The 14,208-nt window shown below is 72.0% G+C and carries 12 protein-coding genes and 1 rRNA gene; 7 read left to right on the forward strand and 6 right to left on the reverse strand.

The window, feature by feature from the left end; genetic code table 11:
- Positions 1-16: 16 nt before the first annotated feature.
- The 3 genes from ACZ6JT_RS25885 to ACZ6JT_RS25895 all read right to left on the reverse strand — a co-directional run bounded on the left by ACZ6JT_RS25885 (position 17) and on the right by ACZ6JT_RS25895 (position 3,379).
- Positions 17-1,825: a serine/threonine-protein kinase gene (locus ACZ6JT_RS25885; RefSeq protein ID WP_469213239.1), complete on the reverse strand. Its 1,809-nt coding sequence runs from the start codon at positions 1,823-1,825 to the stop codon at positions 17-19.
- A 65-nt stretch (positions 1,826-1,890) separates the two neighbouring features.
- Positions 1,891-2,682 (reverse strand): thioesterase family protein, encoded by a 792-nt coding sequence (locus ACZ6JT_RS25890; protein WP_469213241.1) that lies wholly within the window; start codon positions 2,680-2,682, stop codon positions 1,891-1,893.
- A gap of 88 nt (positions 2,683-2,770) precedes the next feature.
- Complete coding sequence (locus ACZ6JT_RS25895; RefSeq protein WP_469213243.1) at positions 2,771-3,379, reverse strand: LysE family translocator; 609 nt, start codon at positions 3,377-3,379, stop codon at positions 2,771-2,773.
- A gap of 376 nt (positions 3,380-3,755) precedes the next feature.
- Here ACZ6JT_RS25895 and ACZ6JT_RS25900 point away from each other — a divergent pair, with 376 nt between their 5' ends.
- On the forward strand, positions 3,756-4,592 hold the full coding sequence (locus ACZ6JT_RS25900) for a pentapeptide repeat-containing protein (protein ID WP_469213245.1): 837 nt from the start codon (positions 3,756-3,758) through the stop codon (positions 4,590-4,592).
- 149 nt (positions 4,593-4,741) lie between these two features.
- On the opposite strand, the gene ACZ6JT_RS25905 is transcribed toward ACZ6JT_RS25900, so the two are convergent.
- Positions 4,742-5,896 carry an alpha/beta fold hydrolase gene (locus ACZ6JT_RS25905; protein ID WP_469213247.1) on the reverse strand — a complete coding sequence of 385 codons (1,155 nt, stop codon included), beginning with the start codon at positions 5,894-5,896 and terminating at the stop codon, positions 4,742-4,744.
- Positions 5,897-6,273: 377 nt separating this feature from the next.
- Between ACZ6JT_RS25905 and ACZ6JT_RS25910 the strand changes: the two genes are divergently transcribed.
- The 6 genes from ACZ6JT_RS25910 to ACZ6JT_RS25935 all read left to right on the forward strand — a co-directional run bounded on the left by ACZ6JT_RS25910 (position 6,274) and on the right by ACZ6JT_RS25935 (position 13,432).
- Entirely contained in the window at positions 6,274-6,582 is a 309-nt protein-coding gene (locus ACZ6JT_RS25910) for a hypothetical protein (protein ID WP_008742356.1), read from the forward strand.
- Between the two features lie 100 nt (positions 6,583-6,682).
- Entirely contained in the window at positions 6,683-7,510 is an 828-nt protein-coding gene (locus tag ACZ6JT_RS25915) for a hypothetical protein (RefSeq protein WP_469213249.1), read from the forward strand.
- Complete coding sequence (locus ACZ6JT_RS25920; RefSeq protein WP_469213251.1) at positions 7,500-8,822, forward strand: hypothetical protein; 1,323 nt, start codon at positions 7,500-7,502, stop codon at positions 8,820-8,822. Before ACZ6JT_RS25915 ends, ACZ6JT_RS25920 begins: the two co-directional genes overlap by 11 nt.
- A complete protein-coding gene (locus tag ACZ6JT_RS25925) occupies positions 8,819-10,381 on the forward strand; it encodes an SCO6880 family protein (protein WP_469213253.1) in 1,563 nt (520 codons plus the stop codon). The genes ACZ6JT_RS25920 and ACZ6JT_RS25925 overlap by 4 nt, the downstream gene beginning before the upstream one ends.
- A 19-nt stretch (positions 10,382-10,400) precedes the next feature.
- Complete coding sequence (locus tag ACZ6JT_RS25930; protein WP_365482605.1) at positions 10,401-11,822, forward strand: ATP-binding protein; 1,422 nt, start codon at positions 10,401-10,403, stop codon at positions 11,820-11,822.
- 2 nt (positions 11,823-11,824) lie between these two features.
- Entirely contained in the window at positions 11,825-13,432 is a 1,608-nt protein-coding gene (locus tag ACZ6JT_RS25935; RefSeq protein WP_469213255.1) for a P-loop NTPase family protein, read from the forward strand.
- A 15-nt stretch (positions 13,433-13,447) separates the two neighbouring features.
- On the opposite strand, the gene ACZ6JT_RS25940 is transcribed toward ACZ6JT_RS25935, so the two are convergent.
- Both ACZ6JT_RS25940 and rrf read right to left on the reverse strand, forming a co-directional pair.
- Positions 13,448-13,999 (reverse strand): GNAT family N-acetyltransferase, encoded by a 552-nt coding sequence (locus ACZ6JT_RS25940; RefSeq protein ID WP_469213304.1) that lies wholly within the window; start codon positions 13,997-13,999, stop codon positions 13,448-13,450.
- 122 nt (positions 14,000-14,121) lie between these two features.
- A 5S ribosomal RNA gene (gene rrf, locus ACZ6JT_RS25945) occupies positions 14,122-14,208 on the reverse strand; the annotation flags it as partial.

The raw sequence follows: 14,208 nt of genomic DNA on the forward strand, positions 1-14,208 counted from the left end.
TCGGCCAGACCCGGCACTATTTCACCGGAAAGCCGGTGCAGTAGACGCTGCTGTACTCCTTGACACTCCTGACCCGGTAGACCAGCACGGTCCAGTCACCGGGATCGTTGGCGAGCGGGATGGCCGGGAACCTCTTAGGCGTCCCCTGGTTGTCCACGAGCTGCGTGGCGAAGTCGTCCGGATACGTGAGCTCCACCTCGCCGCCGGTGGCCGGGTCCTTGAGGTCGACGGGCTTGCTGGTGTAGCCGATGCCGTGGTTGTAGTCGCGGACGAACTCGTACGGCCGCTGCGTGCTCTCGTCGATCTCGTGCGGAGCCTTGACTCCGACGGAGACCGCGTAGGGACCCGTCTCCGTGTTGTACGGCTTCAGGTACACGCGGATCTTGACCTTGCCCGTGACGGTCCGCGCGCTCGGGTCGTCGGCGTCGACGGCGGACCCCACCAGGAACTCCGCCCGCTCCTCCGGCGGCAGGCTGCAGCTTCCGCCGCCCGGACCGGCACTGGTCCACAGGTCCCGCGACACCTTGTTCGGCTCGATGTGGTCGGGCACGGACCCCGACCCGCTGCCGCCGCCCCGGGAAGAGGGGGCGGGGCTCGAAGCCGGCGCACCGGACCCGGACGGCCCGGCCGGTCCGCCGGGCGTGGCCGCGGCGCTCGGCGCGCCCCCGGCCCGCTTGCCGTCCTCGCCGCCGTCCTCCTGGAGAAACAGGTATCCGCCCGTGACGAGGCCGCCCGCCACCAGACCACCGACGGCCGCCAGCGCCCAGCGCGGCGGACGCCGACGGCCGGCCTCCCCGCCCGGGCCCTGGCTCCGGACGTGGACCTGGCCCGGGCCCGGGCTCTGCACGTGGACCTGGCCCAGTCCCTGGCCCTGGTGCGGGCCCGGACCAGCAGGCACGTACGTCGGCACGTAGCCCGAGCCGGCGGGCAGCCCCGGACCGATCGTCGACGGCAGCCCCGGCACCTGCGCGGCCCCGCCCGCGGTCGCCGTCAGCGCCGCGTACACCGGGTCGTCCACCAGCGCCGAGTCCACCGCGCAGCGCCGGATGATCTCGGCCAGGGCCGGCCGGTCCCCCGGCTCCGTCGCCACACAGGCCCGGACGAGCGCGGCCAGGTCCGGCTCCACGCCCTCGACGTCGATCCCGCCGTGCACGGCGCGGAAGTTGACCGCCGTAGGGTCCCCCGTCCCGTACGGCGCCCGGCCCGTCGCCGCGTAGGCGAGCGTGGCACCCAGCGCGAAGACGTCCGCCGCGTCCGCCACCTCACCCCGCAGCAGCACCTCCGGAGCCGTGTAGCCGGGGGTACCCGGGGCGGCGCCGTCCTGCGTCAGAGCCGTCTCGGCCACGCCCTTGGCGATGCCGAAGTCGATGAGCTGCGGCCCCTGCCCGCCCAGGATGACGTTCTGCGGCTTGAGGTCCCGGTGCGTGACCCCGTACGCGTGCACGCTCGCCAGACCCTCCGCCAGCGCGGCGAACAGCCTGCGGCACGCGGCGGCCGGCAGGGCCCCGTACTCGCGCACCGCGTGGCTCAGCGTGGGCCCGGCCACGTACTCGGTGGCGAGCCAGTACGGCGGCGCCGCCAGCGACGCGTCGATCAGGTTCGCGGTGTACGCGGAACGCACCGCGCGGACCGTCTCGGCCTCCCGGCGGAACCGCGCGAGGGCCTCCGGATGCCCGGTGATCTCTTCCTTGATCACCTTGATGGCGACCAGACGACCCCCCGGCGACCGCCCGAGGTACACCTGCCCCATGCCACCGGCACCCAGCCGCGCCAGCAGTGCCTGCGCCCCGATGTGCGCCGGATCCGTCTCTCTCAGGGCCTCCATCCGCCCGAGCCTGCCACACCCACGACCCGCCCCTGACAAGGGGGTTGGGCTGGCCGGGCCGACCGCTACCGGGGTGCGACGAAGAGGCTCTGCGCGCTGCGCCCGATGGGGCCCTTCTCGTCGTGCAGCCGCGCGTCCGCGAGCCCGATCCCGGCCGCGTCCACGCTCGTACGGGCCTCCACGCAGGCCCACTCGCCCACCGGATGGCGGTGCAGGTGCACGGTCAGGTCACCGTTGACGAAGACGTAGCGCCCGAAGTCCATCACCGCGCTGATGCCGTTGCCCGAGTCCGCGGCGATCAGCACCCGGTCCAGCGGCCGGGTCTCCTCGCCGGCGACGAGCGGCACCCGCATCCTCATCCAGCAGGTCCCGGGCCCCGGCTCGACGAAGGCGCCCTCGGTGAACCGAGTCTCCATGGCCGAGTGGTAGCCCGTGTCCCACGGCACGGGGAAGAACGGCGTCACGTCCACCTCCCCCGGCGGCGGCAGCTGCGGCCCCGGCACCACGGCCGGCACGGCCTCCTCGGCCACCCGGATCCGCAGGGCCCGCGCCAGCATCACCGGCGCCGCCCCCGCCGGGGCGAGGGCCGCCTCGACCACCTCGGTACTGCGCCCGGCCCGGAGCACGCTCGTGGTGACCTCCAGCTCGCCGATCGGCACCGGGCGCAGGATCTCGTACGTGATCCGGGCGATCCGCATGTCCGCGCGCGCACCCGGCCGCTCCTCGACGGCCCGCCCGAGCAGCGCGGCCGGCGGACCGGCGTGCTGCGAGCCGGGGTCCCACGGCCCCCGCGTGTACTCGGTGGCGGTGAACCGCCCGGCATCAAGTCGTTCGAAAAACCCCTCGGCAGCGCCCATACCCCCGCACGCTACCGACAGGTAACCGACTCCACAACGGCCGCGGGGAGGCGCGGCGGACGCCATGGATCACCGATGTCGAGGACCGTCAGCGGGCGAAGCCCAACCCCACCCCCAGCCCCACGAGCACCGACCCGATGGCCCGGTTCAGCGTCTTCTGCGCCTTCAGCATCCGGTCGCGCAGCCGCGAGTCGGAGAAGAACAACGCCACCGCCCCGAACCAGCCCAGGTGCGCCGCCGACATGAACAGCCCGTAGCCCGCCTGCTGCCACACCGGCGTGTCCGAGTTCACCACCTGGGTGAAGGTCGAGACGACGAACAGCGTCGTCTTCGGATTGAGCACATTGGTCAGGAACCCCGACCGCATCGCCCCCAGCGGGCTCAGCTGCGGCTTCGACTCCAGGTCCACGGACACCTCGGCCCGCGCCCGGAAGGTCCGTACCCCGATCCACACCAGATAGACCGCACCCGCCAGCTTGATCGCGGTGAACAGCGCGGTGGAGGAGGCGATCAGCAGACCGACCCCGAGCATCGTGTACGAGACGTGGACCAGGACCCCCGCCGCGACCCCGCCGGCGGCGAACAGCCCGGTGGGCCGCCCGTAGAGATAACTGTTGCGGACCACCATGGCGAAATCGGCGCCGGGACTGATCACGGCGAGAAGAGTAATAACGGCGACTGCGATCACTTCGGTCATACGCCGATGCTCACGCCCGCCCCCTCTTCGATCAACCCCCGCCGCCTCCGGCAGACTTGAAAGGTGAATCAAGGAGGGCCCCTGCTGCGCACGTGGGCACGGACCCCAGCCGCTTCCTGACCCCTGGACGACGCCCGGCACACGTGGACCGCGGTGTCCCCCGGCGACCACCCCGTCAGGCACGCCGTCTCGTCCCGGAGCAGCGCGCCCTGGGCTCGGCCGGGCCCTCGCCCGGGCCTTGCCGGCCGGAGGTCACCCTCGGCGCCTCGGTTGCCGCACCGAGCAGATCCTCGAGGACGTGGAGGAGGAGGTAGACGGCGCCCCCCGGACCGCCCACCCATGCGCCTCGCCGCCCCCGCCCGGTAACAATGGACAGGTGTCGAACCACCTCCCCGTCCCGCCCCCCGTCCCGCTCCCCCTCCTCGAAGCCGACTGCGCGAACTGCTTCGCGCTGTGCTGCGTGGCCCTGCCCTTCGCCAAGTCCAACGACTTCGCCGTGAACAAGCCCGCCGGAACCCCCTGCAAGAACCTCCGTGAGGACTTCCGCTGCGGAATCCACACCCGGCTGCGCGACACCGGCTTCCAGGGGTGCACGGTCTTCGACTGCTTCGGGGCGGGCCAGCAGGTCTCCCAGGTCACCTTCGGCGGCCGCGACTGGCGCGCCCACCCGGAGACCCGGGGCGAGATGTTCGAGGTCTTCCCGGTGATGCGGCAGCTGCACGAGCTGCTCTTCTACGTCGCCGAGGCCCTGACCCTCCCGGCCGCCGCCCCGCTCCACGCAGAACTGCGCCGCCTGCTCGCGCAGACCGAAGAGTGCACCCGCGCCGACGCCGAAGCCCTCGCGGCCCTGGACATCACCCCGCTCCGCGCGGAGATCAACACCCTCCTGCTCGAGACCAGCGAGCTCGTACGGGCCAAGGTGCCGGGCCGCAAGAAGAAGAACCACCGCGGCGCCGACCTGATGGGAGCCCGCCTCGCCGGAGCCGACCTGCGCGGCGCGAACCTCCGCGGCGCCTACCTGATCGCCGCCGACCTCCGCCGCGCCGACCTCCGCACGGCCGACCTGATCGGCGCCGACCTCCGCGACGCCAACCTCCGCGGCGCGGACCTCCGAGACGCCGTCTTCCTCACCCAACCCCAACTCAACGCCGCCCAAGGCGACCCCACCACCCAATTCCCCCCCACCCTCACCCGCCCCACCCACTGGACCTGACCCCAACCCCCCACCCCATCCAGCCCCGCCGCACCACTCCAGCCCCGCCGGCGTTTGAGGCGCGGGGGCCCGGGGGCAGCGCCCCCGTAACGGCGCCGCACCCACCGGCGACCGCGGCCCGGCCCACCCCGGATCCGCCCAGCCCGCCGCTAGGCGACCCGCGCCAAAAACCCCCGCACGGCAGCGAAATACCCCTCAGGGTCCCCCACCCGCACCGCATGCCCCGCCGGCAACTCAACCACCCGCACCCCCACCCTCCGCACCGCCATCTCCCGCGCATGCTCCGCCGACAGCACCCCGCTCCGATCCCCCCGCACCAGCAGCGTCGGCTGCCGCACCCCCAGCCAGTCCCCCCAGTGGTCCCCGTTCAGCGCCCGCTGGGACTCCACCATGTCCTCCACCTCGAACGCGGTCCCCCATCCGTCCGCGTACTCCCGCAGGGACCCCGCCAGGTGGGGCGCCGAGCTCCCCAGCCCCGCCAGGAACCCCTCCCGGGTCGCCGCCCGCCGCGGCCACGCCCGCGCGAACGACAGGTCGCCGTCGACCACCGCCCCGATGTCCTCGACCACCAGCGCCCGCACCAGCTCCGGCCGCCGCGCGGCGAGCTGGTACGCGTTCACCCCGCCCAGCGAATGCCCCAGCACCACCGCCGGCCCCAGCCCCAGGTGTCCCAGCAGGGCCGCCGCGTCCGCGACGTACCCCTCCCGCGAGTACTCCGCCGCGCGGTCGGACTCACCGTGCCCCCGCTGGTCCAGGGCGATCACCCGCCACGCCGGACCCACCTCCCGGGCCAGGTCCCCGAAGGCCGGCCCGTCCTGGAAGTGCCCGTGCAGCGCGAGCAGCGGCGCCCCCGGCCCCCCGAAGTCCGTGTACACGAGCCGCCGCCCGTCCTCGGCCCGCATCACCCCCCGCAACGGCCCCAGCTTGTCGATCACCCGCTGCCGCAGCAGCTGGTACTCCTCCCAGCGCCGCCCCAGCCGCCCGCCCGGCCGCGTCACGACCCGCCCCGGCGTGACCGTCTCGCCCCGCCGGAACTGCTCCCGCGTGAGGTCGACCCGTACGCCCCCGGGCAGCAGGTTCCACCAGTGGTGGCCCTCCGGCCGGCCGTCGTGGAACACCTCACCCCGCACGAGGTCCCCGCCCACGAGGTCCTGCACGACCAGCGCGGTGATGTCGCACTGCCCCCAGGCCGGATTCTCCGGGGTCCAGGGCACCTTGCTGATGCCGGCCGGCTCGGCGGTCTCCACCGACCACCCCGCCCTGATCGCCGCCTCGAGATCCGCGAGAGTCCATGGAGTCGTCATGCTCCCCAGCCTCCCGCACCCCACTGACAGCGCCCCCGCCGACGGACGGGCGGAACATCGGACAAATGTCAGCGGGTCAGCCCAACGACACGCGACCCGGCTGCGCCGAACGGCCGCCCCCTCGCCCCACCCGTACGCCGAGACGACAATCATTGCCCGGCGTCACCCCTCGTGATACACAGAGTGACCGCACGTTCTTGCGCATACACACCGCCCCTGCCCAGGTCAGAGCGCGGAGGCCGGGCGCGGTCCGCGAGATCGGGTAAAGAGAGCCGTCAAGTCGACGACGGCGGCGGTTTCATCAGCGAAGATAGTGCGTAACCCCTGCCGTCGGGCAGTGGGCGTCCGGAACTACCCATACAGGGGCGGTGAGTTACATGATCCTGGCAGCCGAAAAGGGCGACATCACCACCATCATCGGCGGAATCGCCCCGAACTGGGGGCCGTTCGGCAGTCTCGGCAACGAAGCGAAGGTCATGATCGAAGTGGTCATGGCCGTGGCGATCCTCCTGTGCCTGGGCATCGCCATCTGGGGGGCGGCCAAACAGCGCATCGGCGCGACCGCCCTGCGCGACACGTTCAGCGCGGAACAGGGCAAGGGCCTGATCGTGGCCGGCCTCACGGGCGTCTTCATCATCGGCTCCCTGGGCACCCTCTTCACCATCGTCTACGGAATGGCCGTCTAGCCGGGCCACACCGCGGGCCGTACCCGATGAGGAATCACCACACCGCGCCTACGCGGGAACCAGCGCTACCGTCGTACGACGCGGAGGGGGCCGACACGGAATGAGCAACGACGACCAGTACGGCGGCGGCCACGGCGAGGTCGGCGGCACGGGCCAGACCCGCACCCGCCTCCCGGACCCCCCCGCCGACCCGTACGGCCCCACCCGCCGCTCCCCCCGCACCGCCCGCAGCCTCGTCACGGTGGTCGGCGTCGTGGTCCTCCTGATCGCCGCCATCGCGTTCGCGAACCAGTCCCCGGACACCCCGTCAGGCCCTTCCTCCGACAAACCCCCGACGTCCTCCTCCACCGCCCCGACGGGAACCTCGCCGGTCACGGAGAAGAACGCGGGCGTGCCCTCGGGCTTCGCCCAGGACCAGCAGGGTGCACAGTCAGCTGCGGCCAACTTCGCCGTAGCGCTCGGCTCTGACGGCATGTTCAACCCGACGAGACGCCGCGCCATCGTGGACGCCATCACGGAGGAGAGCAGCCGGACCAAGCTCCAGGCCGGGTTCGACGCCGACTACTCCACGGGCCTCCTCTCCCAGATCGGCCTCACGAAGGACGGACTGGCTCCCACGGGCTCCACCTTCGTCAGCCGCACCGTCCCGGTAGGGACCAAAGTGAAGAGCTTCGGCGGCGGGTCCGCTTCGGTCGACGTGTGGTGCATCGGCATGTTCGGTCTGACCGGCGACAAGTCCACGCGCCCCGTCACCAGCGGCTGGTTCACGATCTCGATGACGCTCAAGTGGAACGGCTCCGGCTGGAAGGTCGTCGAAACCTCACAGAAGGACGGCCCCACCCCAGTCACCGGCGACACCCCGGTATCCACCTCCGAGGAGATCGGCGGCGCGGTCACCGAATTCGGAGGGTTCACCTATGCCCGGTAATCACCGGCTCTCGCTCCGAAGGATCGGTGCGCTCACCGCGGCCCTCCAGACCGCGGTGATTCTGTTCGCCGCACGCGCGACGGCCGCGCCGGATCCCACACCTACCCCCACACCGGCGCCTTCGGCGAGCAAGGACCCCTGCTCGCTGATCGCCGGCCCCGCCAAGGAATACTGCGAGCGCGGCGAAGGCGGCACCGGCGCCCCCCGCACAGGCCTGGCGCCCAGCGACCCGGCCGACGCCCTCAACCCCCTCGCCTCCCTCGCCCGAGGCTGCGCCGACGCCGCCGCCTGGATCGTCGGCAAGCTCAGCGAAGCGGTCAACGGCTCGGCCGAAGTCGACTTCACCAACCCCGCCTTCCTCAAGCAGTACTCCGTCGTCTTCGCCGCCTCCACCATCCTCACCCTCGTCCTCTGGCTCTTCGCCGTCGCCAAGCGAGCCGTCCGCGGCGTCCCCCTCACCACCGCCATGTCCGAAGCCATCGGCTTCCTCTGGCTCACGGTCCTCGCCTCCGCCTTCACCCCCCTGATCCTCTACACCGTCGTCTCCGCCACCGACGGCGTCACCGCCGTCATCGCCTCCGCCACCGGCGGCCAGACCGACGTCTTCTTCGGCTCCTTCTCCGAGGCCCTCAAGAAGGGCGACGACATCGGCGGCGGCCCGATCATGCTGATCGTCGTCGCGCTCGTCACCGTCCTCGCCGCCGGCGTGCTGTACCTGGAGCTCTTCATCCGGGCCGCCCTCCTCTACGTCGGCGCCCTCCTCGGCGTCGTCGTCTACTCCGGCCTCGTCGACCGCAACCTCTGGGGCCACGTCCGCCGCTGGGCCGGCATCATGATCGCCGTCATCCTCGTGAAGCCGGTCATCGTCATCGTCCTCGGCCTCGCCGGAGCCCTGACCGGCGAAAAGGGCCCCAACGCCTTCTCCGCCGTCGTCACCGGACTCGCCATCATCCTCCTGGCGATCTTCGCGTCCGCGATGATCTACCGCTTCGTGCCCGGCTTCGGCGACGAGATCGCCTCCGCCCGCTCCAACCGCAGCAAGGCCACCGACGGCGCGCAGGCCGCCGCCGTCATCAGCTCCCCGGCCTCCCTCGTCTCGCAGGGCATCAAGACCCACAGCAGCCGCGGCGCCCACCGCGGAGGCGACGGCGGAGGCGGCACCAACGCGCCCCGCCCCGCCAACCCCCTCTCCGGAGGCGTGGCCGCCCACAGCAGCCGCCCCACCTCCGGCGGCGGGGGCGGCGGATCTGTCCCCTCCGCCGCACCCGCACCCCGCACGAGTTCGAGGAACACAGGAGGTGACGGGCGTTGACGACCCAGTCCCACCAGATGCACCCGGTCGCGCCCCGCCGCACGTATCTCATCGGCCGGGCCCGGCCGAACGCGATCGTCGGCAAGAACCGCGAGACCGGTGAGATCGCCCTGATCATCGCCGGGGCGTTCTTCGGCATGATGAGCGGACTGCTCGTCCCCGACCTCACCCTGCGCATCGTCAGCCTGGCCGGCTTCCCCATGATCGCGCTCGCCGCCGTGTACGTCCCGTACAAGGGCCGCACCTTCTACAAGTGGTTCGAGATCAACCGGAGCTACAAGCGCACCCTGCGCCGCGGCACCACCTACCGCTCCACCGCCATGGAAGCGGGCACCCGTGCCGCCGACGGCCGCGAGGTCGAGGTCGGCCCGCCCCCCGGCATCGGCCGGATCAACTGGCTCGCCGCCCCCTTCGGCCCCGACGAGATCGCCGTGCTCCTCCACGCGGACCGGCGCACCGTCACCGCCGCCATCGAGATCGAGGGCCCCGGCGTCGGCCTGCGCGACAGCGAGGACCAGGAGGCCCTCGTCGACCGCTTCGGCACCCTCCTCAAGCACGTGGCCAACGGCGACGGCTTCGTCACCCGCCTCCAGATGCTCGCCCGCACCCTGCCCGCCGACCCCGACGCGCACGCCAAGGACGTGGCCCAGCGCGGCGACACCCAGGCCCCCGGCTGGCTCCGCGACTCCTACGACCAGCTCCAGTCGATGGTGTCCACCTCCTCCGAACAGCACCGCGCGTACCTCGTCGCCTGCATGCACTACACGCGCGAACTCGCCGCCGAGGCCCACACCATCGCCCGCGCCGCCACCCCCCACAAGGGACGCAAGCTCGACCGCGACGCCGGCCTCGCCATCGTCATGGCCCGCGAGCTCACCGACATCTGCGCCCGCCTCGCCGAAGCCGACATCCGCGTCCGCCAGCCGCTCGGCCAGGGCCGCCTGTCCTCCCTCGTGCACTCCATGTACGACCCGGACCACCCCATCGACCACATCCAGGCCATGACCAAGCGCAACGCCTGGCCGGCCGAACTCGACGCGGTCGAGCCCACCTTCCTGCAGGCCAAGACCCGCGAGTCCTCCACCCGCGCGCCCTGGTGCCACGCCACCGCCTGGGTCAAGGAGTGGCCGATGACGCCCGTCGGCGTCAACTTCCTCGCCCCCCTCCTCGTCCACACCCCCGACGTCATCCGCACCGTCGCCGTGACCATGGACCTGGAGCCCACCGAGGTCGCCATCGAGCGCATGCTCACCGAGAAGACCAACGACGAGGCCGACGCCTCCCGCGCCGCCAAGATGAACCGCACCGTCGACCCCCGCGACATCGCCGCCCACGGCCGGCTCGACCAGAGGGGTGAAGATCTCGCCAGCGGTGCGGCCGGAGTCAACCTGGTCGGGTACATCACGGTGTCCTCGCGTTCGCCCGAAGCCCTCGCCCGCGACAAGCGGACGATCCGCGCCTCCGCCGGCAAGTCCTACCTGAAGCTGGAATGGTGCGACCGCGAGCACCACCGCGCCTTCGTCAACACCCTGCCGTTCGCCACCGGCATCCGACGCTAGCTGGAGGGAAGTGCCGCCCATGCGAGATCCCATGTCCGCCCTGACGGACGCCTTCACCAGCTTCCTCTTCGGCAAAGTCGAGACCACGCGCCTGCCCGTACGCACCTCCACCGGGCAGGCGCAAGCCGTCTACCTGCCCACCGCCGCCCCCGGACTCGGCGACTCCGGCGTCATCATCGGCCGTGAGGTCTACAGCGGCAAGGGCTACATCTACGACCCCTTCCAGCTCTACGGACAGCAGCTCCCGGCCCCCCACTGGCTGGTCCTCGGCGAATCCGGCAACGGCAAGTCCGCCCTGGAGAAGACGTACGTCCTGCGCCAGCTCCGCTTCAAGGACCGCCAGGTCGTCGTCCTCGACGCCCAGGGCGAGGACGGCGTCGGCGAGTGGAACCTGATCGCCCAGCAGCTGGGGATAACCCCCATCCGCCTGGACCCGATCGCCGCCAACGACGACGGGATCCGCCTCAACCCCCTCGACCCGGCCATCACCGCGACCGGGCAGCTCGCCCTGCTCCGGACCATCATCGAAGTCGCCATGGGCCACGGCCTCGACGAACGCGCTGGCTTCGCCCTCAAGGTCGCGCACGCCTACGTCGTCGACACCATCCGCGACCGCCAGCCGGTCCTGACCGACATCGTCGAGCAACTGCGCCACCCGGAACCCGAATCCGCCCACGCGATGAACGTCGACATAGACGATGTCCGGGCCTGGGGCCTCGACGTCGCGCTCGTCATCGACCGCCTCGTCGACGGCGACCTGCGCGGCATGTTCGACGGCCCCACCACCGTCGGCATCGACCTCGACGCGCCCCTCATCGTCTTCGACCTGTCCCACATCGACCGCAACTCCATCGCCATGCCCATCCTCATGGCGATCGTCGGCGTATGGCTGGAACACACCTGGATCCGCCCGGACCGCAAGAAGCGCATCTTCCTGGTCGAAGAGGCCTGGCACATCATCAACAGCCCGTTCGTGGCCCAGCTGTTCCAGCGCCTGCTGAAGTTCGGCCGCCGCCTCGGCCTGTCCTTCGTCGCCGTCGTCCACCACCTCTCCGACGTCGTCGACGGCGCGGCCGCCCGCGAGGCCGCGGCCATCCTCAAGATGGCCTCGACCAGAACCATCTACGCCCAGAAGGCAGACGAGGCCCGGGCGACGGGCCGGGTCCTGGGCCTGCCCCGCTGGGCGGTGGAAATCATCCCCACCCTCACCCCCGGCATCGCCGTCTGGGACGTCAACGGCAACGTCCAGGTCGTCAAACACCTGATCACCGAAGCCGAACGCCCCCTCGTCTTCACGGACCGCGCCATGACCGAATCCTCCACACCCGTCCGCCTCTCCGAAGACATGCTGGCCGCCGAGCTCGAAGCGGAGGAACGCGCCCTGTCCATCGAACGCAGCCGCGGCAACGGCGGCCCGGGTTCCGCGACCACGGTGGCCTGACCATGCACGACGCACGACGTACGGAGTCCCCCGCGCCCGGCGGCGGCATCCCGGACGGCCTGCTGGTCGGCCTCCTGGCCTTCCTCCTCGGCCTGGCCGTCCTCGTCTGGACGGCCACCGGCCTGGCCGCCGTCTTCGCCAAGGGCACCTGGCCCGACACGGTCACCTTCACCCGGACCCCGGAAGCCGTACGCGCCCTGATAACGGAACCGCACGACATCCCCGCCGCCTGGCCGGACACCGACCCGGCGGCCCTCTCGGGCTGGGGCCTGTTCTGGGGCCTGTTCGTCAGCCAGCTCCTGGTGATGTTCGTCCTCACGGTCTTCGCCATCGGCGTGTTCGCCCGCACCAAATCCCGCCGCGCCCTCTCCAAACAACCCCCCACCCCAGCCCCACCGGCGTTTGAGGCGCAGGGGCCCGGGGGCAACGCACCCGCACCCACCACACCACCCCAGCCCCCCAATCCAGCCCCACCGGCGTTTGAGGCGCAGGGGCCCGGGGGCAGCGCACCCGCACCCACCACACCACCCCAGCCCCCCAATCCAGCCCCGCCGGCGTTTGAGGCGCGGGGGTCTGGGGGCAGCGCCCCCAGCAGCACACCCGCGCCCGCACCACCGGCCACCGCCCCGGCGGACGAGGCCTACCGCTACGGCTTCGGCTACGCCCCCCATCCGGCGGCAGCCACCACGGCCGCCCCCACGACCGGCCTCATCTACGCCACCCCCGACGACCGCACGCGCGCCGCCACCCACGCCCTCGCCGAAGCCCCCGGCGCCGCCCTCGTCGTGAGCTCCTCCCCCGCCCTCTGGGCCGAGACCAAGGACGCCCGCGCCAAACTGGGCCCGGTCCTCCTCTACGACCCCTCGCACCTGTGCGACACCCCGGCCCGCATGCACTGGAACCCCGCCGAGGGCTGCGCCGACCGCGACACCGCCGCGGCCCGCGCGATCGCCCTGCTGGCCCCCGTACGCCCCCCGGCCCGCATGGACGCGGCGGTCGCGGACACCGCGGAAACGCTCCTGCGCAGCTGGCTGCAGGCCGTCGCCCTCGACGACCGCCCGTTCAAGCAGCTGCACCGCTGGGCCCAGGGCAACGGCGCCCAGGATCCGGTCCGCATCCTGCGCACCCACCCCCACGCCGCGCCCGGCGCGGCCGGCGAGCTGGAGAGCGCCCTCACCGCCCACCCCGAACGCCGGGAACTGGCCCAGAACCTGACGGCCCGGGCCCTCTCCTGCCTGACCTCGATCCACATCCGCGAGGCCTGCAATCCGAACCGAACAGATGCACTCACCCTGGCATCGTTCGTGACCGAAGGGGGCACCCTCTACATGGTGGGTGAGCCACTGGAGGATCCCCGCACCCACCCGGGTGCGATGCCCCTGCTGACCGCACTCGCCTCTCACGTGGTCGAGCACGGCCGCCGCATGGCCGCACGGTCATCCCACGGTCGGCTCGACCCACCACTGTCCCTGGTCCTGGACGACGTGGCCGCCGTGGCCCCGATCCCCCAGCTCCCGGAGCTCCTGGCCCAGGAGACGCTTCCCCTCCTGGCGCTGTGCCGCAGCCGCGAACAGGCCCGCTCCCGCTGGCCGGACGCGGACCTGCCCTGAGACCTCGCCGAGGCCTCAGGGCCTCGGGATCACGAACTCCATCTCCTTGGCCGACGGGTCGCTCTCCAGCGGCACCCGCACGCCGCTGTCCCGGAACCCGATGCGCCGGTAGAAAGCCTGCGCCCGCTCGTTCCGCTCGTGCACGTAGAGCCGTACGCGTTCCAGCGCGGGCCCCTCAAGCGCCCAGGCCCACTCCAGCCCGGCCCGGAACAGCTCTTCGGCGACCCCGGTCCCCCGCTGGTCCTCGCGGACGAACACGCCGACGACGTGTCCCTGGGTCGTCTCGATCTCCCGGTCGAGGAAGTCGGTCGTGCCGAGCTCCTCGACCAGTACGGTCACGGAGCCGTTCCACACCCCGTCGGGCCCCACGGCCACGAACTGCCGCACGGCCCGCCCGGAAGCAGCGCCGGCGGTCCGCTCCTGCCAGACGCTGTCCGGCCGGGCCTCGGCGCGCTCGGCGGTGTCGAGGAAGGCGATGGGAGCCACGGGATCGCGGAGAGAGGCGATCCGCAGCTCCCTGACCTTCTCCCACTCGTCCTCCCGCACCGGACGTATCACATGCTGAATATCACTCATAAGGGCCGATCCTAACCAGACGACCGCGCAGACCCCATCCGTATAAACGCAGAAACGCAGAAAAGCCCCGCACCGGACCCGAAGGGTCTGGTGCGGGGCTTCCCGCAATGATTGTTCGGCGGCGTCCTACTCTCCCACAGGGTCCCCCCTGCAGTACCATCGGCGCTGAAAGGCTTAGCTTCCGGGTTCGGAATGTAACC

It is taken from the genome of Streptomyces sp. NPDC046308 (assembly GCF_055588065.1).

What these genes read in the sequence shown, in the direction of transcription:
- ACZ6JT_RS25885 (WP_469213239.1), bottom strand. Translation starts at nt 1,825, where the DNA reads ATGGAGGCCCTGAGAGAGACGGATCCGGCGCACATCGGGGCGCAGGCA.
- ACZ6JT_RS25890 (WP_469213241.1), bottom strand. Translation starts at nt 2,682, where the DNA reads ATGGGCGCTGCCGAGGGGTTTTTCGAACGACTTGATGCCGGGCGGTTC.
- ACZ6JT_RS25895 (WP_469213243.1), bottom strand. Translation starts at nt 3,379, where the DNA reads ATGACCGAAGTGATCGCAGTCGCCGTTATTACTCTTCTCGCCGTGATC.
- ACZ6JT_RS25905 (WP_469213247.1), bottom strand. Translation starts at nt 5,896, where the DNA reads ATGACGACTCCATGGACTCTCGCGGATCTCGAGGCGGCGATCAGGGCG.
- ACZ6JT_RS25910 (WP_008742356.1), top strand. Translation starts at nt 6,274, where the DNA reads ATGATCCTGGCAGCCGAAAAGGGCGACATCACCACCATCATCGGCGGA.
- ACZ6JT_RS25915 (WP_469213249.1), top strand. Translation starts at nt 6,683, where the DNA reads ATGAGCAACGACGACCAGTACGGCGGCGGCCACGGCGAGGTCGGCGGC.
- ACZ6JT_RS25920 (WP_469213251.1), top strand. Translation starts at nt 7,500, where the DNA reads ATGCCCGGTAATCACCGGCTCTCGCTCCGAAGGATCGGTGCGCTCACC.
- ACZ6JT_RS25930 (WP_365482605.1), top strand. Translation starts at nt 10,401, where the DNA reads ATGCGAGATCCCATGTCCGCCCTGACGGACGCCTTCACCAGCTTCCTC.
- ACZ6JT_RS25935 (WP_469213255.1), top strand. Translation starts at nt 11,825, where the DNA reads ATGCACGACGCACGACGTACGGAGTCCCCCGCGCCCGGCGGCGGCATC.